20 protein-coding genes are annotated in these 20,503 nt (G+C 26.4%); 15 read left to right on the top strand and 5 right to left on the bottom strand.

The annotated features are described in order from the left end of the window. Positions 1-26 precede the first annotated feature (26 nt). Complete coding sequence (gene pflB, locus ACYQ1T_RS13820) at positions 27-2,258, bottom strand: formate C-acetyltransferase (protein ID WP_459835821.1); 2,232 nt, start codon at positions 2,256-2,258, stop codon at positions 27-29. A 329-nt stretch (positions 2,259-2,587) separates the two neighbouring features. Here pflB and tnpA point away from each other — a divergent pair, with 329 nt between their 5' ends. Continuing rightward, positions 2,588-3,043, top strand: coding sequence for an IS200/IS605 family transposase (tnpA, locus tag ACYQ1T_RS13825; protein ID WP_459831012.1), 456 nt, complete (start codon positions 2,588-2,590; stop codon positions 3,041-3,043). Positions 3,044-3,146: 103 nt separating this feature from the next. Here the strand turns inward: tnpA and ACYQ1T_RS13830 are convergent, their stop codons facing one another. Genes ACYQ1T_RS13830 through ACYQ1T_RS13840 form a run of 3 tightly spaced genes read right to left on the bottom strand, consistent with a single transcriptional unit; the run spans position 3,147 to position 4,954 of the window. After that, positions 3,147-3,773, bottom strand: coding sequence for a TlpA family protein disulfide reductase (locus tag ACYQ1T_RS13830; RefSeq protein ID WP_459835824.1), 627 nt, complete (start codon positions 3,771-3,773; stop codon positions 3,147-3,149). Between the two features lie 16 nt (positions 3,774-3,789). Further along, complete coding sequence (locus tag ACYQ1T_RS13835) at positions 3,790-4,467, bottom strand: cytochrome c biogenesis CcdA family protein (RefSeq protein ID WP_459835827.1); 678 nt, start codon at positions 4,465-4,467, stop codon at positions 3,790-3,792. A 13-nt stretch (positions 4,468-4,480) separates the two neighbouring features. Then, positions 4,481-4,954 (bottom strand): hypothetical protein, encoded by a 474-nt coding sequence (locus tag ACYQ1T_RS13840; RefSeq protein WP_459835829.1) that lies wholly within the window; start codon positions 4,952-4,954, stop codon positions 4,481-4,483. 188 nt (positions 4,955-5,142) lie between these two features. On the opposite strand from ACYQ1T_RS13840, the gene ACYQ1T_RS13845 reads away from it, so the two are divergent. Then, positions 5,143-5,526: a desulfoferrodoxin gene (locus ACYQ1T_RS13845; RefSeq protein WP_459835831.1), complete on the top strand. Its 384-nt coding sequence runs from the start codon at positions 5,143-5,145 to the stop codon at positions 5,524-5,526. Positions 5,527-5,609: 83 nt separating this feature from the next. Here the strand turns inward: ACYQ1T_RS13845 and ACYQ1T_RS13850 are convergent, their stop codons facing one another. Then, complete coding sequence (locus ACYQ1T_RS13850; RefSeq protein ID WP_459835833.1) at positions 5,610-6,491, bottom strand: ComEC/Rec2 family competence protein; 882 nt, start codon at positions 6,489-6,491, stop codon at positions 5,610-5,612. A 165-nt stretch (positions 6,492-6,656) separates the two neighbouring features. Between ACYQ1T_RS13850 and ACYQ1T_RS13855 the strand changes: the two genes are divergently transcribed. The 13 genes from ACYQ1T_RS13855 (at position 6,657) to ACYQ1T_RS13915 (ending at position 20,480) form a co-directional block, all read left to right on the top strand. Continuing rightward, entirely contained in the window at positions 6,657-7,262 is a 606-nt protein-coding gene (locus tag ACYQ1T_RS13855; RefSeq protein ID WP_459835835.1) for an NUDIX hydrolase, read from the top strand. Positions 7,263-7,296: 34 nt separating this feature from the next. Then, positions 7,297-8,475 (top strand): MFS transporter, encoded by a 1,179-nt coding sequence (locus ACYQ1T_RS13860; protein WP_459835837.1) that lies wholly within the window; start codon positions 7,297-7,299, stop codon positions 8,473-8,475. A 128-nt stretch (positions 8,476-8,603) separates the two neighbouring features. Beyond that, positions 8,604-9,161: a GNAT family N-acetyltransferase gene (locus tag ACYQ1T_RS13865; protein WP_459835839.1), complete on the top strand. Its 558-nt coding sequence runs from the start codon at positions 8,604-8,606 to the stop codon at positions 9,159-9,161. A gap of 62 nt (positions 9,162-9,223) precedes the next feature. Next, complete coding sequence (locus tag ACYQ1T_RS13870; RefSeq protein WP_459835841.1) at positions 9,224-9,487, top strand: ATP cone domain-containing protein; 264 nt, start codon at positions 9,224-9,226, stop codon at positions 9,485-9,487. A gap of 168 nt (positions 9,488-9,655) precedes the next feature. After that, positions 9,656-9,856 carry a heavy-metal-associated domain-containing protein gene (locus ACYQ1T_RS13875; RefSeq protein WP_459835843.1) on the top strand — a complete coding sequence of 67 codons (201 nt, stop codon included), beginning with the start codon at positions 9,656-9,658 and terminating at the stop codon, positions 9,854-9,856. A 200-nt stretch (positions 9,857-10,056) separates the two neighbouring features. Beyond that, positions 10,057-11,220, top strand: coding sequence for a galactokinase (locus ACYQ1T_RS13880; protein WP_459835845.1), 1,164 nt, complete (start codon positions 10,057-10,059; stop codon positions 11,218-11,220). A 10-nt stretch (positions 11,221-11,230) separates the two neighbouring features. Next, the gene (gene galE, locus ACYQ1T_RS13885; RefSeq protein ID WP_459836565.1) at positions 11,231-12,220 is read left to right on the top strand and encodes a UDP-glucose 4-epimerase GalE; all 990 of its coding nucleotides are present in this window, start codon (positions 11,231-11,233) and stop codon (positions 12,218-12,220) included. A gap of 9 nt (positions 12,221-12,229) precedes the next feature. Continuing rightward, entirely contained in the window at positions 12,230-13,747 is a 1,518-nt protein-coding gene (gene galT / locus ACYQ1T_RS13890) for a UDP-glucose--hexose-1-phosphate uridylyltransferase (protein WP_459835847.1), read from the top strand. A 62-nt stretch (positions 13,748-13,809) separates the two neighbouring features. Next, the gene (locus tag ACYQ1T_RS13895; protein WP_459835850.1) at positions 13,810-14,823 is read left to right on the top strand and encodes a LacI family DNA-binding transcriptional regulator; all 1,014 of its coding nucleotides are present in this window, start codon (positions 13,810-13,812) and stop codon (positions 14,821-14,823) included. 154 nt (positions 14,824-14,977) lie between these two features. Further along, positions 14,978-17,890 (top strand): acyl-CoA dehydratase activase, encoded by a 2,913-nt coding sequence (locus ACYQ1T_RS13900; RefSeq protein ID WP_459835852.1) that lies wholly within the window; start codon positions 14,978-14,980, stop codon positions 17,888-17,890. 4 nt (positions 17,891-17,894) lie between these two features. Further along, the gene (locus ACYQ1T_RS13905) at positions 17,895-19,139 is read left to right on the top strand and encodes a 2-hydroxyglutaryl-CoA dehydratase (RefSeq protein WP_459835854.1); all 1,245 of its coding nucleotides are present in this window, start codon (positions 17,895-17,897) and stop codon (positions 19,137-19,139) included. A gap of 61 nt (positions 19,140-19,200) precedes the next feature. Beyond that, positions 19,201-19,431, top strand: a complete 231-nt coding sequence (locus ACYQ1T_RS13910; protein ID WP_459835856.1) for a hypothetical protein — start codon at positions 19,201-19,203, stop codon at positions 19,429-19,431. A gap of 278 nt (positions 19,432-19,709) precedes the next feature. Further along, positions 19,710-20,480 (top strand): class I SAM-dependent methyltransferase, encoded by a 771-nt coding sequence (locus ACYQ1T_RS13915; RefSeq protein WP_459835859.1) that lies wholly within the window; start codon positions 19,710-19,712, stop codon positions 20,478-20,480. Positions 20,481-20,503 lie beyond the last annotated feature (23 nt).

The raw sequence follows: 20,503 nt of genomic DNA on the forward strand, positions 1-20,503 counted from the left end.
TGGAGCAACCCATAGGCATTTATATATTACATTGTTTTGTGGAATGTTCTATTTATAACATCTAATTGTTGTTCTCTAGTTAATTTTATAAAATTAACTGCATATCCTGATACTCTTATTGTTAATTGTGGATATTCTTCAGGATGATCCATTGCATCTAATAAAGTTTCTCTATTAAATACATTAACATTTAAATGATGTGCATTTTGTCCAAAATATCCATCCATTAAGAAACTTAAATTTTTAATTCTTTCTTCAGGTGTTTTACCTAATGCATCTGGAACAATTGAGAAAGTATTAGATATACCATCTTGAGAATGTTCATATGGTAATTTAGCAACTGAGTTTAATGATGCTAATGAACCATTAGAGTCTCTACCATGCATTGGATTAGCACCAGGTGCAAATGGTTCTCCAGCTTTTCTTCCATCTGGAGTAGTACCAGTTTTTTTACCATAAACTACATTAGAAGTTATAGTTAACACTGATTGAGTATGATAAGAATTCCTATAAGTCTTATTTTGTCTTATTTTTTTCATCATGTTTTCTACTAAGAATATAGCAATTTCATCAACTCTATCATCATCATTTCCGTATTTAGGGAAGTCTCCTTCAATTTCAAAATCTACTGCTAAACCATTTTCATTTCTAATAGGCTTAACTTTAGCATACTTTATAGCTGATAATGAGTCAGCACATACAGATAATCCTGCAATACCACATGCCATTGTTCTAAAGACGTCTCTATCATGTAATGCCATTTGTAATGACTCATATGAATATTTATCGTGCATATAATGAATTACGTTTAATGTATTTACATATAAATTAGCCAACCAATCAGTCATAACATCAAATTTTTCCATTACTTCATCATAGTCTAAATATTCACTGCTGATTCCTTCCATTTTAGGTCCGACTTGAATACCTGATTTTTCATCCTTACCAGCATTAATTGTATAAAGTAAAGTTTTAGCTAAATTAACTCTTGCCCCAAAGAATTGCATTTGCTTACCAACTTTCATAGCTGATACACAACAAGCTATAGCATAATCATCTCCCCAATAAGGTTTCATTAAATCATCATTTTCATATTGTACAGAGCTTGTATCAATAGAAACCTTTGAGCAGAAATCCTTAAAGCCTTGAGGAAGTTGAGTAGACCAAAGTACTGTTAAATTTGGTTCTGGTGAAGGTCCTAAAGTATATAGAGTATTTAATATTCTAAATGAATTTTTAGTAACTAATGTTTTACCATTTAACCCCATACCTCCAATAGATTCAGTTACCCATGTTGGATCACCAGAGAATAAATCATTATATTCAGGAGTTCTTAAGAATTTAACTAATCTTAACTTCATAACAAAATGATCTACTAACTCTTGAGCTTCTTCTTCTGTTATTAATCCATTTTTTAAATCTCTTTCAATATATATATCTAAGAAAGTAGATGTTCTACCAAGAGACATAGCAGCTCCATTTTGTTGTTTTATAGCTCCTAAGAAGCCAAAGTATAGCCATTGAATAGCTTCTTTTGAATTTGAAGCTGGATTTGATATATCAAATCCATAAGTTGCAGCTAAAGCTTTAAGTTCTTTTAAAGCTACAATTTGATCAGATATTTCTTCTCTTAATCTAATAACTTCTTCATCAATACATTTTACTTCTAAACTTTTCTTTTGTTCTATTTTATCTTCAATTAATCTATCAACACCGTAAAGAGCAACTCTTCTATAGTCTCCGATAATTCTTCCTCTACCATAAGCATCTGGTAAACCAGTTACAATTCCATATTTTCTAGCTAATTTCATTTCATCTGTATAAGCATCAAAAACACCTTGATTATGAGTTTTTCTGTATTTAGTAAATATTTCAGAAATTCTAGAATCTACTTCATATCCATAGGATTTAGCTGCTGTTTCAGCCATTCTAATACCACCTTGTGGCATTACAGCTCTTTTAAGTGGAGCATCAGTTTGAACACCAACAATTTTTTCAAAAGCTTCATCTATATATCCAGGCTTATATTCATTTATTCCTGAAATTGTTTTAGTATCAACATCTAAAATACCACCATTTTCTCTTTCTTTCTTAAATAATTCGCTTACTTCATCCCAAAGTTTTTGGGTTGCTTCAGTAGCACCAGCTAAGAAATTATCATTGCCTAAATAAGGGGTATAGTTAGTTTGAATAAAATCCCTTACGTCTATATTTCTTGTCCAATTACCTTTTTGAAAGCTAGTCCATTCAATTTTCATAATATCTACCTCATTTATATAAATATAATTTATTTTGGAAAAATATGATAATTATTATTTATAGATAATCATTATCAAGTTATAGTCATAATATACCATTAAATCTTTTTTATTGCAATAGCAAAAGGAAATAAAGATAAATTTTTAACGATAAAAATAGCTATTTAGAATAATTTCTAAATAGCTATTGTATTATTGTTTAATGAAAACCACCTGCTATGCAGGTGAGTTCCGAAAAGCTTTAGCGGTCAGTAGGAAATAAAAACCTCCTTTGGTATAATTAAACTAGGTTCGACAGCCAAATTTAATAACCAAAGGAGGCATCCGTAATGGATAGTAATAGTTTATCACATACAAAATGGAATTGTAAATATCATATAGTATTCGCGCCTAAGTATAGGAGGAAAGAGCTATATGGAGAAAAGAAAAAAGAAATAGGTAAAATATTAAGACAGTTATGTGAGTGGAAAGGTGTAACTATAATCGAGGCGCATGTATGCGTTGATCATATACATATGTTGGTTGAGATACCACCAAAGATGAGTGTATCAGGCTTTGTAGGATTTTTAAAAGGAAAAAGTAGTCTTATGATTTTTGAAAGATTTGCAAACTTGAAGTATAAGTATGGAAATAGACATTTTTGGTGTCGTGGATTTTATGTGGATACAGTAGGAAGAAATAGAAAGGCAATTGAAGAATATATAAGAAATCAAGAAAAAGAAGATATGATTTCAGATCAAATAAGTATGAAAGAATATATGGACCCTTTTAAGGGTAGCAAGTAACATAGTATGCGGCTGGCGAACCAATTTAAGCGCCTTAAGGCGCAATGCAGGTAAGAGGCCCTTATAGGGCTTAGGAAATACCACCAGCTAAGCTGGTGGATTTTTATTTTATTTTAATTAAATTTTCTATGTCTTCGTTTAATGCATCTTCTGAAATTATTCCAGTATGATCTTTGAATAGATTTCCATTTTTATCTACAAAAATTGTTCTTGGAATACTTCTAATACTATATGCATTAGCACCATTAAGATCTTCATCAAAAAGAACAGTCATAGTATAATTATTTTCTTGAATATGTTTTAAGGCTTTTTCTTTTGTTTCTCTTCTTCCATCAGTAAGATTAACCATAAGAATCTCTACATCATCAGTAGAATATTTCTTAGAAGCACTTTGGAAAAATGGCATTTCAAATTTACAATGAGGACACCAACTTGCCCAGAAATTAATTACAACAGATTTTTTGCCTTTATAATCAGATAAATTTACCTTTTCTCCATTTATATTATAAACTGTAAAATCAGTTGCAGAAATAGAGTCGGAACTTTGGGTATTTGAATTTTTTGAAATTGAAGAATCTTTTGATGTTGATTCTTGAGAAATAGATGGTTTTGATGAAGTTATATCCTTTGGTTTATATTCACTTGTAAGATATTTATAGCCAAAACTAACTATAACAAGCAGTGCAATAATTGATATACTAGAAAAAATTAATTTCTTTTTATTATTCATAAAGTCACTTCCTTATTTAAAATGATAAAAATGATAAAAGCATATTTAAATATCCAGTCATCATCATAAGCCCTATTATAATAAGCAGTATTCCAGAAATCGTATTTATAACTTTATAATTTTGCTTAATAAAATTAAATGTACTTTTTAAGGAATCAATTAACAAGGCAGATAAAATAAATGGAATTCCAAGTCCTAAACTATAGGTAAGAAGCATAAGCACTCCTTCTAATGAATGCTGAGAGTTTGCGGCAATCATTAATGCTGAACTTAAAAAAGTACCAACACATGGAGTCCAACCAATTGCAAAAATTGTACCAAAAACTATAGAAGATATAATATTTAGATTTTTAACCTTTGCTTTATTTTTAAATCCTAGGGTTCTTTGAAGAATTGAAATTTTAATTATTCCAATATAACTAAGACCAAAAATAATCATAATAAGCCCTGCAATGATATTAAAGATGTTCATATATTCTTTGATATATTTCCCAAAAGTTCCTGCAGCAGCACCAAGCATAGTAAATACAAGTGAAAAACCAACTACAAATCCTAAAGCATTTAAAAATACTTTGTTTTTTCCTGACTCATCATTATTGCCCATGAAATAAGATATATATATTGGCAGCATAGGCAATATGCAAGGAGAAATAAAAGTTATTATACCTTCCATAAATAAAATTAAATAATTCATATAGCCTCCTAATTTATAAACCACATTGTAAATTTTTTAATATTTCATCATGAAGTTCTTTTTCATTAATATTATTTAAATCATCAACTACCCTTATAGAACCTGCTAACATAAAATCTATTAATAACCCATATTCAATATCCTTATCTAAAGGTGTATCTAAGGTAAAGGTACCATCTGAAGAACTATTTAATTCAACCATTTTACCTGTAAAAGAGTTTATAAGAGTAACATTACTATCAGGTTTTATATTATCTAGAGTTATAGTGAATGTTGGGTTCTCCTCAACTACTGTTATTAAAGGGGATAAATAATGTCCTTTTAGAGTTTTATTAATAAATTTTGTTTTACTTTTTTCTAAATTATAAATATTATCTGTATGTTTTTCATTGTGATTTTTAATTCTTTCTTTAGAGATAATAAAAAAAGAAATAGAACCTATTATTAAAATAGTAATAACAAGTATAGAAAATTTTATTTTTTTCAAAGAATCCCTCCCTTATTTTTAATTATTCACAGTATAACATAACAATTAAAGAGATTAAAATAGGCACTTTTCAGTAACTACCTTTGTTTAAGTATATTAAAAATGAATAATATATTTACAAAAGAAAATATTAGAAGTATAATTCATATAGAATATTGTAAAAAAATGGAGAGAGAGGATGTGTATATATGACAAAATTTAATGAAATCCATAAATGTGAAATTTGTGGAAATATTGTTGAAGTTTTACAAGAAGGTGCCGGATCTTTAGTCTGTTGTGGTAAATCTATGACATTAAAAAATGAAAGTACCAATGATGGTGCTTTAGAAAAGCACTTACCAGTAATAGAAAAAAAGGATGATGGAATTATCATAAAGGTTGGTGAAGTTGCACACCCTATGATAAAAGAGCACCATATACAATGGATAGAAGTATTTACAAAATCTGAAACAATTAGAATAAATTTAAATTCAGATGATAGACCAGAAGCTTACTTAAATATAAAATTAGAAGATGTAGTATTTGTAAGAGAATATTGTAATTTACATGGTCTTTGGAAAACTATTCTTTAGTTTAACTTATATATAAATTTTATAAAAAGAAATCATAAAAGCCCATGATTATAACTTTACAATCATGGGCTTTTATAAGTATATTATTTATTAAAATTTATAGTATTTCCATCAGATGTTAATATTATTTCGCCTTGTTTATCTGTTCTATAAGATTTAATATTATAATTTTTTATTTTATTTAGTGTTTCTTTATGAGGGTGACCATATTTATTATCTATGCCACAACTTATTATACCATATTTGGGAGAAACCGCTTTAATAAACTTATCTATTGAAGATGTATTTGAACCATGATGGCCAAATTTCAAAACATCTCCTTTTAAATCATTAGGATATTTAGTAATAACCTCTTCTTCTGAAAGTGCTTCTGCATCACCAGTAAAAATGAAAGTATTATTTCCATATGTTAGTTTCATAATAGGAGAATAATTGTTAAATTCCTCATAATTTTCATGAATAGGGGCAAAAATATCAAATTTAGCTTTATTACCTAAATCAAAACTCATACCTTCCTTTATAGTTTTTATTTTAAGACCTTCTTTAGAAACTGCTGATACTAAATTATCAAAGGTTTTTGTTGTATGAGTTACTTTAGGCATATAAAAACTTTCAACTTTATATTTTTCAAATATTTTTCCCATTCCTCCTATATGATCTTCATGAGGATGGGTAGCTATAACAATTTCAAAATCATCTATATTTTTTTCTTTTAATTGTGACAATAATTTATCTGTATCACTTTTTGGACCTGCGTCTATTAATATATCGTAATCATTTATTTTAATATATGTAGCATCTCCTTGTCCAACATCTAGATAAGATATTATTAAATCATTATCTAGTTTATTTCCATTGAAATTTTCTGTTAAGTCTATACCTAGATATCCAGCGATGATAACTATAATTATAGTAACAATTATTTTTATATTTTTGTTTATATTATATTTTCCTTCTTTAGTCATATGATACACCTCTTAAATTAAAAAAATTCTATTATAAAGCATCTTAATGTAATTTTTTAAGTTGCTAGTATTTATTATAATATATATATTATAAATATAAAGCTAGTAAATTTTTTATTAAGAAAGTATAATACTTTATGTAGTAGTTGTAGGAGTTGTTTAATTGTGATAGAAAAATATATAAAAAAATTTGAAAATTTTACTCCATATATAAATGGATGGGAAAAAATGAAAAGAGCATCTGTTGCTATTTTATTAACGGAATATAACGGAGTAGAGAGTATTATTTTTCAAGTTAGATCAAAAAAAATGAGAAGCCAACCTGGAGATATATCTTTTCCAGGAGGAAAAATTGATGCCAATGAATCAGCCAAAGAGGCTGTTATAAGGGAAATATATGAGGAATTAGGTTTAAAAGATAATGATTTTGAAATTATATCAGAATTAGATTTATTTATTACTCATTATGGATTATTAATACATCCTTTTGTTGGATATGTTAAGAATTTCAATTTAATTAATGTTAATGAGGATGAGGTAGATCATATTTTTTATGTTCCAATATATAAATTAAAAAATATTGATCCTATTATAATAAATAATGAGATTGTAATTATAAGAAATGAATCTTTTCCTTATAATTTAATACATCAAGGAAAAGATTATAACTTTAAAAATGGTATATATCCATCATTGTTTTATATTTTTGAAAACTATGTTATATGGGGGATTACAGCTAAAATTCTTGAAAATTTTATGAAATTACTATAAAAAATATTATAATTAGTTACACGGAGGAATACCTATGAAAAATTATTATAACTTAACTACATATATTGTATTTGGGGTATTTAGTATAATAAATGTATTTTACTTTCCTTATCTAAATCAAGAAATAGGATTAACTCTTTCACAAGTAGGGGTTGTGGTTTCCATAGGAGCTTTATTTAGTTTACTATCACAACCAATATTATCAAATAAATTCTCTAAATCAAAAAATAAGAAAAGATTTATACTTACATATCTTATTTTTGTACTTATTGCGATAATAGGATTAACTTTAATTAATAAAACACTTGCAATTGTTTTTGCACCAATATATGGTGGTATTTTAGCTCCTTTAGCAGGAGTATTCGAGATATATATAGAAGAATTATGTGCAAAAGAGAATTTAGAGTTCTCAAATATTAGAAAATGGGGATCAATAGGTTTTGGTTGTATAGTATTACTTGGTGGAGTAATAGTATCAAAATATGGATATAGAACATTACAATTATTTGCAATTTTTATGATTATAATAATATCAATAATAATACTTACTAAATTTGTGAATTTTGAAAGTGATAATAATAAGGCAGAAACCGTAAGTATAAAAAGCTTATTTAAAAATAAAACTATAATACTTTTAACTATTGTAGTGTTTTTAACTATTGGGAGCTATATGGGAGTGGATTTTGCATACTCTTCATATTTATTAGATATTACTAAGGATGTCGAATATGCAAATAAGATATATAGTATATCAATAGGTGTTAGAGTATTTATTGAATTTGTAGCTTTTATGTTAGTTGCTAAATATTTAAGTAATGCAAATAGTAAGCTATGTTTAGTAGTAGCTTTTGTAGTAGCTTCATTAAAAATGATATTATTCTCAACAGGAATATTACCTTTAATAGTTTTAGGTGATCAATTACATGGTATAATGTATGGTCTATATTTAACATTTTTATTTAAATATCTAAGAGACGTTCTAGAAGAGCATCAAGTTGCAAGTTCATTTGCAATATTAGCAGTGTTAAGTAGCGGAGGTGCTAACTTTATTTATCCATCTATCTATAGTTTAGTACAAGCTAATTTAGGATACAGATGGATGTATCTAGTTGGATTTTTACTAATAGTAATAGGAGCTTACATAGCATTTAACTATCTTCCAAATTGTAAAGTAATAAAACTGAATAAAGAAAAAAATAGTATCACAACTTAGAAATATTTAAATATATATTTATCACAAACATATTAATTAATTCCTAAAAGGATGGTAATTTTAATTGCTATCCTTTTTCTTTATATAATATAATAACAAAATAAAATGAATTATTTGGAGGTACTTTAATGAGAAGACTTAATTTAAATAAATCTAATGGACAGATAATAGAAGCAGAGCTTTTAAAATTAAATTTAGATTATTTAGACAAAATAATGGAGTTACAATATGAAATTTTTGATGAATTAGAAAATAAGGAGTTATATGCTGTATCTACTAAAGACGAATTTAAAGAGTATATGTTAGAGAAAGGCATAATTTTGGGTATAGTTGAAAAAAACACAAAAAGTTTAATTGCTATGGGGGTATATGGGCATTTAAAATATGATAAGAACAATTATGGATATGATATTGAATTGAGCTATGAAAATTTAATTAAAGTATGTCAAGTAGAGTCTACTGTAGTAAAAAAATGTTATAGGGGAAATGGGCTTCAAAAGCTTTTGTGTAAAGAAATAGAAAATATAGCAATAAAAAATAAAACTCCTATAATTATGGCTACAGCATCCCCATTAAATGAATATAGTCTTAATACATTTAAATCTTTAGGTTATGAAATTGTTAAGGAAAAATTGAAGTATGGTGGTTTAAGAAGATATGTATTATTAAAAAAATTAGAGTTATAGTATTAACTAAATGTAAACTATTAATTCTAAAAGCATATATTATATAAAAGGGGGAGTAATATATGTTTATTATTAAAAAAAGTGGACAATTAGAAATTTTCGACCCTCATAAAATTCTTACTAGTATAGAGAATTCTGCTAAAGATATAGGAATAGCTTTAAATTCATCAGATTTAAATTTAATACAGCATGATATTTACATTAAAATATCAAATCTTAGAAAGCATCATGAGCATATATCGAGTTATGAATTAACATCAATAGTAATAGAAGTGCTAACTGATTTAGGGTTTAATAGAATCTTAAAATCTTATTTACAAATATAAAGCTATATAATAAAAGCTATATTTATTATTTAAGTAGGTTAAATATAATTTAATTATTTACCTGCTTTTTTGTTTTATTAGATATAATATTTTACATACTTTACGTTGACAATTAAAATAGCAATATTATAATAAAATAAATACTAGATTAAAAGGAGGATTATTTTAATGAAAACAGTTATTATAGAAGGTATGAGTTGTGGACATTGTGTAAGGCATGTTAAAGAAGCTTTAAGTGAACTAGTGGATACCAAGGTAATAGAAGTAAGTTTAGAAAATAAAAGTGCTATAATTGAAACCATGGCTACTGATAAACAAATACAAGAAGTAATAGAAGAGGCTGGTTACGAGGTATCTTCAATAAATTAATTTTAATTTAGGCAAAAGGTGTTGAAAGAAAAAATCTTTCAGCACTTTTTTTATAAAAGAAAACTTAGTAAAAAACTTAGTAAAAAAGAGTAAAATTTAAGTAAAAAAATATTGAAACCGATTATACACTATGCTATTATTAATTTATAGAAGAAAGCGAAATCAAAAAATACTTATATATTTAGAATGGAGAGGTTAAAATGAAAGAAAAAATTAACAAACTATTTTTTAATATTTTTAATGAAAATGATAACATTAAAACATTTTTTTCACCAGGAAGAGTAAATCTAATAGGTGAACATACTGATTATAATGGTGGAAATGTATTCCCTTGTGCTCTTAGTTTCGGAACTTATGGAGCAATAAAATTAAGAGAAGACAAAAAAGTAAGAATGTTTTCTAGTAACTTTGAAGATTTAGGTATTATTGAATTTGAATTAGATAATATTAAGTATGATAAATCACATGATTGGGTTAATTATCCTAAAGGTGTAATCGATGTAATGAAAAAACATGGACATGATATTAATAAAGGATTTGATGCCGTAATTTATGGTAATATACCTAACGGAGCTGGATTATCATCATCTGCATCACTTGAGCTTTTAATAGCTGTTATGATGAACACTTTATTTAATTTCAAAATAGATAGAGTAACTCTTGTTAAATATTCACAAGAAGCAGAAAATAAATTTGTTGGTGTTAACTGTGGAATAATGGATCAGTTTGCTATTGGAATGGGAAAAGATGATAAGGCTATTCTATTAGATTGTAATACGCTAGAATACACTTATTGTCCAGTTGAATTAAAAGAGGAAGTGTTAGTAATAGCAAATACAAATAAAAGAAGAGGACTAGCTGATTCAAAATATAATGAACGTAGAAAAGAATGTGAAACTGCACTTGAAGAATTAAAAGAGAATTTAAATATAAATTCATTGGGAGAATTAACAATAGAGGAGTTTGAAGCGAACAAATATCTTATAAAGGATGAAATAAGAAGGAAGAGAGCTAAACATGCTGTTTATGAAAATCAAAGAACTCTTCAAGCAAAAAAAGCTCTAGGAGATGGAGATTTAAAAACATTTGGTGAATTAATGAATATGTCTCATATATCTCTACGAGATGATTATGAAGTTACAGGTTTAGAATTAGATACATTAGTTGAGGAAGCATGGAAACATAATGGAACAATTGGATCAAGAATGACAGGTGCAGGGTTTGGAGGATGTACAGTCTCATTAGTAAAAAAAGATAATGTAGAAGATTTCATAGCTAAAGTAGGACAAGGGTATTTAAATAAAATTGGTTATGAAGCTAGCTTTTATATTGGAAATATAGGAAATGGAACAAGAGAGCTATAGGAGGTAGTTTATAATGATATTAGTTTGTGGTGGTGCTGGTTATATAGGTAGTCATACTGTATATCAATTAATAGATAAGGGGGAGGATATAGTTATTGTTGATAATTTAGAGACTGGACATAAAGAGGCTATTCATCCTAAAGCAAAATTTTATAACGTTGATATAAGAAATGAAAAAGATTTAGATAGAGTATTTAAAGAAAATAACATAACAGAAGTTATTCATTTTGCAGCAAACTCATTAGTTGGTGAAAGTATGACTAACCCGTTAAAATATTATAATAATAATGTTCATGGAACAGAGGTTTTACTAAAGGTAATGGTAGCAAATGACGTAAAAAAAATAGTATTTTCATCAACAGCAGCAACATATGGTGAAGCAAAGAGGATGCCAATAGTAGAAAGCGATAAGACTGAGCCTACTAACGCATATGGTGAAACTAAATTAGCTATGGAAAAGATGATGAAGTGGGCTAATATTGCACATGGTGTTAATTATATATCTTTAAGATATTTTAACGTAGCAGGAGCTCATGTAAGTGGCAAGATAGGTGAAGATCATAATCCTGAAACACATTTAGTACCTTTAATACTTCAAGTACCTTTAGGAAAAAGAGAGTTTATTTCAATATTTGGAGATGATTACGACACTGAAGATGGTACTTGTATAAGGGACTATATTCATGTAATTGATTTAGCAAATGCACATATATTAGCAGTAGAAAAACTTAGAAAAGATAATCAAAGTGGAATTTATAATTTAGGAAATGGAAATGGTTTTTCAGTAAAAGAAATGATAGAGGCTGCTAGAAAAGTTACAGGCCATTCTATACCAGCTAAAGTATGTGAAAGAAGATCAGGAGATCCAGCTAAATTAATTGCATCAGCAGAAAAAGCTAAAAAAGAATTAGGTTGGGAAGCAGATTATACTAATATAGAAGATATAATAAAAGATGCATGGAATTGGCATAAAAATAATCCTAAAGGATTTAATCATTAGGAGGATGTTATGAATATTTATAAAGAAATAGAACGACTTATCCAATATGGATTAAAAAAACAACTATTTAAAGATGAAGATAAAATATTCATTAGAAATAGTATATTAGATACATTAAATTTAGATGAGTACGAAGTAATTAATATAGAAGATGAAAATTTAGATACTCCTACTGAAATACTCAATAATATTTTAGATTTTGCTTATAAAAATGGAGTTTTAGAATCTAATACTCCTATATATAGAGATTTATTAGATACTAAAATAATGGCACTATTAATGCCAAGACCATCTGAAGTTATTAGAGAATTTAATAATAAGTATAAAGAGAATATAAAAAGCGCTACAGATTATTTTTATGGAATAAGTAAATCTTGTGATTATGTTAGAACAGATAGAATTGCACAAAATATTGTTTGGAAAACACCTACTGAGTATGGAGAGCTAGATATTACAATAAATCTTTCAAAACCAGAAAAAGATCCTAAAGCAATTGCAGCAGCAAAAAATTTACCTGAAGCAAAATATCCAAAATGCTTATTATGCAAAGAAAATGAGGGGTATAGAGGAAGAGTAAATCATCCAGCAAGACAAAATTTAAGAAGTATTCCTCTAAATTTAATAAATGAAAAATGGTTTTTGCAATATTCACCGTATGCATATTATAATGAACATTGCATAGTTTTTTCAGGTGAGCATGTGCCAATGGCAATTAGTAAAAAGACTTTTGATAGAATATTAGAATTCGTAGAAAGATTTCCTCATTATTTTGTAGGATCAAATGCGGATTTACCAATAGTAGGTGGATCAATATTAACTCATGATCACTATCAAGGTGGTAACTATCAATTTGCAATGAATAAAGCAAAAAATGTTTATGAATTTAATATAGATTCATATCCTAATATATCATTAGCTATTGTAAAATGGCCACTAACTGTAGTAAGATTGAAGGGAAGTAATATAAAAGAAATTAGTGAGCTTGCAAACAAATTACTTATTCATTGGAAAGGGTATAGTGATGAAAAAGTTTCAGTATATGCATTCACAAATGAAACTCCTCATAATACTATAACTCCTATAGCTAGAAAAGAAGATAATAAATATGTTTTAGATTTAGTTTTAAGGAATAATCGAACTAGTGAAGAATTTCCAGATGGAATATTTCATCCTCATAAAGAACTTCATAATATAAAGAAAGAAAATATTGGATTAATTGAAGTTTTAGGATTAGCCGTGTTACCAGCAAGATTAAAAGAAGAATTAGAAATTATAAAAGATTCTTTAATTAGCGATAATAATGAAGTATATACAAATGAAAATATGAAAATTCATATAGAATGGTTTGAAAAAATTAAGACAAAATATAAAGCTATCAATATAGAAAATATAGATAAAATAATAAAAGATGAGGTTGGAGATGTATTCTCTAAAGTCTTAGAACATTGCGGTGTATTTAAATGGAATAACGAAGGAAAAGAGGCAATGATTAGATATATTGATGATGTAAAGAAAAATGTATGTTAAAAAGTAATAAAGCAGAGCATAAAATAGCTCTGCTTTTTTCAATAAATAATGAGGTGATATAAGTGGCTACAATAAAGGACATAGCAAAAGTAGCAGGAGTTTCAATTTCTACAGTGTCAAGAATTTTAAATTTTGATAAAAGTCTTAATGTATCAGAAGATACTAGAAAAAAAGTATTAGAGATAGCTGAAGAAATGAATTATGTAACAATGAAGGAAAGAAAGAGTAAATTAAAAAACCATACTATTGGAATTATTTGTTCTTATACTGAATTAAAAGAATTAAGTGACCCATATTTTCTATCAATTAGAATTGCAATTGAAAAAAAGTGTAATATAGAAGATATAGAATTTAAATTACTTTATTTAAATAAAATATTAAGTGATGATAATTCTTCATATAAAGGGCTTGACGGAATAATAGCAATTGGTATTTTTCAAGAAAATGAAATAGAAAAACTTAGTGAATTATCTAAGAATATTGTTTTTATTGATTCTTCACCAGATGAATGGAATTATGACTCTGTTGTTGTTGATTTAAGAAATGGTGTTAAAAGCGCTTTAGAATATTTAACTAGTTTAGGACATAAAAACATAGGGTATATAGGCGCAAAGGTTACGCCGCATAATAATTATAACCATGATGAACTATTAAATTATCGTGAGGAAACTTATAAAGATTTTATGATTAATAAAAATAACTTTAATTCTAATTGGCTCTTTAAAGGGAACTTCACACCAGAAGATGGATATAGCTTAATGAAAGAAGCTTTAAAATTAAATGAAATTCCAAGTGCCTTTTTCATTGCAAGTGATCCTATGGCAATTGGTGCATATAAAGCTATACAAGAGGCAGGATACAGTATACCGAATGATATAAGTATTATAGGTTTTGATGATATAGCTACAGCACAGTATATGACACCATCATTAACAACTATAAAGGTATATACTGATTATATGGGAGAGACAGCTTTAGAAACATTAATAGAAAGAATAAAACTAGATAGAAAAATAAGCAAAAAAATAGTTTTACCTGTTAAACTCATAATACGAGATAGTTGTACTAGGATATAAATACTAGTACATTCAAGAGTCAAAAATATTAAAGTATTAATATTTTTGACTTTTTTATTTTAATATAAATTAAGATAGTTATAATATTTATATTAATTTATTAATAATATAGTCAAGAGGGATAAAATAGTAAGTAATTGTTAGGGGTGATACAATGTACAAATTAGGTATAGATGCAGGATCTACAACTGTTAAATTAGTATTACTAGATAATAATAATAAAATTATTTATAAATCTTATAAAAGGCACTATACAAAAATAAAAGAATCCATAATAAATGAGCTTTATAATATAGTAGATATTGTAAATGAAGAGTTAGTATCTTTATCAATTACAGGATCTGCAGGCTATGGAATTTCAAAAGAATATGATATCCCTTTTGTACAGGAGGTTTTTGCCACTACACTTTCAGTTAAGAATAGATTAAAAGATGTAGATGTAGTAATTGAGTTAGGTGGAGAGGATGCTAAAATTATATATATTTCAAATGGACTTGAGGAGAGAATGAATTCAAGTTGTGCAGGTGGAACTGGTGCTTTTATAGATCAAATGGCTAGCTTAATGGGTATTACAGTTGAAGAACTTGATACTATAAGTTTAAATTCTTCTAATATTTATCCAATTGCATCTAGATGTGGTGTTTTTGCAAAATCTGATATACAACCTTTACTTAATCAAGGGGCTAGTAAAAGTGATATTGCTGCAAGTATATATGAAGCAGTTGTAAATCAAACTATTGGAGGTTTAGCTCAAGGTAGGAAGATAGAAGGAAAAGTAGCATTTTTAGGAGGTCCACTTTACTTCTATAGAGGGTTACAAAAAAAATTTAAAGAGATTTTAAATATAGAATCAGAAAATCAATTACTTCCTGAAAATGCTGAAGTATATGTTGCATTAGGTGCAGCTATTTTCTCATATAATGAAAAAATTAGTACAACAATTAAGGCTCTTATAGAGAAATTAAGTATAAATAATTCTCAAAATTTAATAACAAAAAAAGTATTACCATTATTCAATACAGCTAAAGAATATAAAGAATTTATAAAGCGCCATAATAATGATAAAGTTTTAAAAAGTAATATAGATCTTTACAATGGTAATGCTTATTTAGGTATAGATGCAGGTAGTACAACAACTAAAGTTGTTTTAATAAGTGATGATAATAAAATTTTATATGAGTATTATTCTAACAATAAAGGGAATCCTGTAGATATAATTTTAAAACAATTAAAGTTTCTTAATACTAACTATAAAGATAAAATAAATATAATATCTAGTGCTGTTACAGGATATGGAGAGGATTTAATAAAAAATGCCTTCAATATAGATTTTGGTATAGTTGAAACATTAGCTCACTATATTGCTGCTAAATATTTTAATCCTAATGTTGATTTTATTTTAGATATAGGTGGACAAGATATAAAATGTTTTGAAATAAAAAATAAAGTATTAAAAAGTATAATACTAAATGAAGCTTGTTCATCAGGTTGTGGATCATTTATAGAAACTTTTGCTACTGGAATGGGATATACTGTTGAGGAATTTTCTAAATTAGGACTATTCTCTAAGCATCCAGCAGACTTAGGATCAAGATGTACAGTTTTTATGAATTCATCTGTGAAACAGGCTCAACGAAACGGTGCATCTATTGAAGATGTCTCAGCAGGATTATCAATTAGTGTTGTTAAAAATGCGTTATATAAAGTTCTAAGAAATAAAATCATTGGTGACAATATAGTGGTTCAAGGAGGCACTATGTATAATGATGCTATATTAAGAAGTCTAGAAATCGAACTTGGAAAAAATGTTATTAGATCAAATATTTCAGGACTTATGGGTGCATATGGGGCTGCTTTATATTCAAAGGAAAATAAGAAAGGATATTCTAATATACTTAAATCTAAAGATTTAAGTAATTTTACTCATGTTTCTAAAGGAACAAGATGTGGAATGTGCTCTAATAAATGTAATTTGACTATTAATATATTTAATACTGGTGATAAGTATATTTCAGGAAATAAATGCACTAATCCATTAGGAAAAAAGGTGGAAAATTTAATACCCAATATATATGAGTATAAATATAAAAAAATTCATTCTTATAAATCAGATATAAATCGTAATGGAGAAATAGGTATTCCTTTAGTTTTAAATATGTATGAAAATTTACCGTTTTTTATTACCTTCTTTAAGGAATTAGGAATAAAAGTTGTATTATCAGCTCATTCATCTAAGGAGTTGTATTTAAAAGGACAATACACTATTCCTTCAGATACTGTTTGTTATCCAGCTAAATTATCTCACGGTCATATTATAGATCTTTTAGAAAAGGGAATTAAAAATATATTTTATCCTTGTATGACTTATAATTTTAATGAAAATATTTCTGACAATAATTTTAATTGTCCAGTAGTAGCATATTATCCAGAGGTTTTAAAATCTAATATAAATGAATTGAAAGATGTAAATTATATAAGTCCATATTTAGATTTAAATCTACAAAAGAACTCTATAAGAAACTTATATAGTGCACTTAAAATTACCTTTTCTAATATAACACAAAATCAAGTTAAGCATGCTTTTTTTATTGGGCTAGAGGAGTATAGATTATATAAAAATAATTTAATAGAAGAAGGTGAAAAGGCGCTTAAGTTTGCTAAAGAAAATAATATACTAACAATTGTTCTTGCAGGAAGACCTTATCATATAGATAAAGAGGTCAATCACGGAATTGATAAAATGATAAATTCTTTGGGACTTGTAGTAATTCCCGAAGACTCCATTAATACTAGTTACAACAAATTAGATGTAGATATTTTAAACCAATGGACTTATCAAGCTAGGTTATTAAATATAGCTAATACTATATCTAATATGGAAAATATATCTCTTATACAATTAGTATCGTTTGGATGTGGAACAGATGCAATAATTTCAGATGAGATAAAAAAGATACTTGAAGAAAAAGATAAAATATATACACAAATTAAAATAGATGAAACTAATAACTTAGGAGCGGCTAAAATAAGAGTAAGAAGTATGGTTGAAGCAATTAAAAGTAGGTGAGTAAATGACAGTAGATTATATAAAATTTACGAAAGAAATGAAAAAATCATATAAAATTTTAGCACCCAATATGTTACCAATACATTTTTCTATTCTTGAAGATATATTAAAGAATAAAGGATATAATATAGAGTTTTTGGAAGATGATATAAAAGATATTATAGATTATGGTTTAAAGTATACTAATAATGATATATGCTATCCTGCACTGATAGTTATAGGACAGTTTATACATGCTTTAGAGAGTGGAAAATATGATAAGAGTAAAGTAGCTTTTTTAATGTCTCAAACTGGTGGGGGCTGTAGGGCATCAAATTATATACATTTAATAAGAAAAGCATTAAAAAACAGTGGTAATGAAAATATTCCTTGCATAGGATTAAGTGTAGCTAATATAGAAAGTCATCCTGGTATAAAATTTAATTTCAACACTATTTTAGAAATTCTTTACTGTATGATTTATGGTGATTTAATAATGAATCTATATAATCAATGTAAGCCATATGAAGTTATTGAAAATGAAAGTGACAAAACATTAGAATATTGTATTACGATAATTAAAGAAAAATTTAAAAGTAAAAAATTCCTTAATTATAAGAAAAATTTTAAAGAAATAATATTAATTTTTAATAATATTAAAAGACATAAACTTATTAAAACTAAGGTTGGAATTGTTGGAGAAATTTATATGAAATACTCAAGAATAGGCAATAATAATTTAGAAAAATTTTTATTAGGTGAAGGTGTTGAAGTGGTACAATCTGGAGTAATGGATTTTGTGAATTATTGTATTGTTAATTCAATAATAGATTATAACTTATATGGGATTAATAAAACTAAAAGTAAGTTAGCTAAAATAATATATAAGTATATACATCATATTCAAAATATATGCAATGAACTAATAAAAAGGTACTCTAATTTTAATACCACAAATGATTTTAATAATAATATTAAACTTGTTGAAGGTTATATTGGATATGGTGTTAAAATGGGGGAAGGGTGGCTATTAATTGCTAATATCTTAGATTTAATAGAAAATGGTGTGGAAAATATTGTTTGTGCTCAACCATTTGGATGTCTACCTAATCACATAGTAGGCCGAGGAAGCATACGAAAAATATTAGAAAATCATCCAAATACCAATATAGTAGTTGTTGACTATGATCCTTCACAATCAAAAGTAAATCAGGAGAATAGAATAAAGTTAATGCTAGCTAACGGAAAGTTAAAAGAATATCTACTTTAATATTTATTAAAATGAAGATATTAACTTGAGATTTTAAAATAATTATATATTAGGGGGATATATGTTTAATAATATTTCAAATACAAGATTAAGTGATGATAAAAATGGATATCAAGAATATGAGAAAATAGTATTGGAAGTTATAGCTAAAGGTCTAAAAAATAAAGATGAATTATATTATATAGCACCGTTTCTTTCTAAAGTATTTGTTAAAAGTGAAAAAAATATTTGTAAACAAATAGAAATAATAAATTCAAAACGAGATCCTCTTTATTGGTTTTGGAGTAATTAAAAAAGATATTCTGTTTTTATTTAGCTATATTGGCATATAAAAGCAGAATATCTTTTTTATGATAATTATTATATAAAAAAAGTGCTTAAAATTTTATAATATATTATACTTAAATTAACAAAAAATTACATTTAAAAATGAAAATAATTTACTTTTTAAAATCATGTATTAGATAAAAAAACTAGTAAAATGTTTAGCTTACTAGTTTTTATTTATATAATTAAACTTTTCTTATTATACGAATATATTATAATTATAAATTACTAGGAGTGTATCAAATGGAGAGGAACTTATATAAAAGTTTAGGAATAAAAAATGAATTATTAAAACTTGAAAGACAAGTAGAAATGAGCTATAAAAAAGAAATAAGAACCTTAAAACTTTTAGGCTTAAGTGAAAATATGAATATTTTAGAAGTTGGTTCTGGCCCAGGATTCTTTACTGAAAAAATTTTAGATAATTTTAAAAATACAAAAATTACTTGTTTAGATATTGATAAAGAATATATTGATATTGCTAAATCTAGATTAAAAAATAAGTATAATGAAAGAATTACATTTATTCAATCTTCAATAAATAAAACTATTCTCCCAAGTAACAATTATGATTTTGTAATTGCTAGACTTATTTATCAACATTTAAAAGATCCTTATTCAGCTACAAAAGAAATATATAGATTATTAAAACCAAAAGGGAAAATAGTTATAATAGACATAGATAATGGTCTATGGGGAATAACTAACCCTGAAAATAAAGTTATAAAAATTATGAACTCTAGTTTTGAGAGCTTTCAAAACTCCATAGGAGGAAATAGGAATGTTGGTAGAAGTCTGTTAGAGTATTTAAAACATTCAGGTTTTAAAAATTTGGACTTTGATGCTGTTGTTAGTCATAGTGATGTCATAGGTAAAAACTACTTTAAAAATATTATAAACCCTAATATAGTAAATTCAAGTTATAAAATGATATATGATAGCTATAATAAGTTTATTAATAGTGATAGTACTGCTATTATACTTCTACTTTTCTTGGCTTCAGGTGAAAAATAAAAATAGGCTATTTATATGGCCTA

It is taken from the genome of Clostridium carnis (genome assembly GCF_054657435.1).

Coding starts and splice junctions, on each gene's coding strand:
- ACYQ1T_RS13900 (WP_459835852.1), top strand. CDS start 14,978: ATGTACAAATTAGGTATAGATGCAGGATCTACAACTGTTAAATTAGTA.
- ACYQ1T_RS13880 (WP_459835845.1), top strand. CDS start 10,057: ATGAAAGAAAAAATTAACAAACTATTTTTTAATATTTTTAATGAAAAT.
- ACYQ1T_RS13860 (WP_459835837.1), top strand. CDS start 7,297: ATGAAAAATTATTATAACTTAACTACATATATTGTATTTGGGGTATTT.
- pflB (WP_459835821.1), bottom strand. CDS start 2,258: ATGAAAATTGAATGGACTAGCTTTCAAAAAGGTAATTGGACAAGAAAT.
- ACYQ1T_RS13850 (WP_459835833.1), bottom strand. CDS start 6,491: ATGACTAAAGAAGGAAAATATAATATAAACAAAAATATAAAAATAATT.
- ACYQ1T_RS13875 (WP_459835843.1), top strand. CDS start 9,656: ATGAAAACAGTTATTATAGAAGGTATGAGTTGTGGACATTGTGTAAGG.
- ACYQ1T_RS13830 (WP_459835824.1), bottom strand. CDS start 3,773: ATGAATAATAAAAAGAAATTAATTTTTTCTAGTATATCAATTATTGCA.
- ACYQ1T_RS13835 (WP_459835827.1), bottom strand. CDS start 4,467: ATGAATTATTTAATTTTATTTATGGAAGGTATAATAACTTTTATTTCT.
- ACYQ1T_RS13845 (WP_459835831.1), top strand. CDS start 5,143: ATGACAAAATTTAATGAAATCCATAAATGTGAAATTTGTGGAAATATT.
- ACYQ1T_RS13915 (WP_459835859.1), top strand. CDS start 19,710: ATGGAGAGGAACTTATATAAAAGTTTAGGAATAAAAAATGAATTATTA.
- tnpA (WP_459831012.1), top strand. CDS start 2,588: ATGGATAGTAATAGTTTATCACATACAAAATGGAATTGTAAATATCAT.
- ACYQ1T_RS13905 (WP_459835854.1), top strand. CDS start 17,895: ATGACAGTAGATTATATAAAATTTACGAAAGAAATGAAAAAATCATAT.
- ACYQ1T_RS13910 (WP_459835856.1), top strand. CDS start 19,201: ATGTTTAATAATATTTCAAATACAAGATTAAGTGATGATAAAAATGGA.
- ACYQ1T_RS13865 (WP_459835839.1), top strand. CDS start 8,604: ATGAGAAGACTTAATTTAAATAAATCTAATGGACAGATAATAGAAGCA.
- ACYQ1T_RS13870 (WP_459835841.1), top strand. CDS start 9,224: ATGTTTATTATTAAAAAAAGTGGACAATTAGAAATTTTCGACCCTCAT.
- galT (WP_459835847.1), top strand. CDS start 12,230: ATGAATATTTATAAAGAAATAGAACGACTTATCCAATATGGATTAAAA.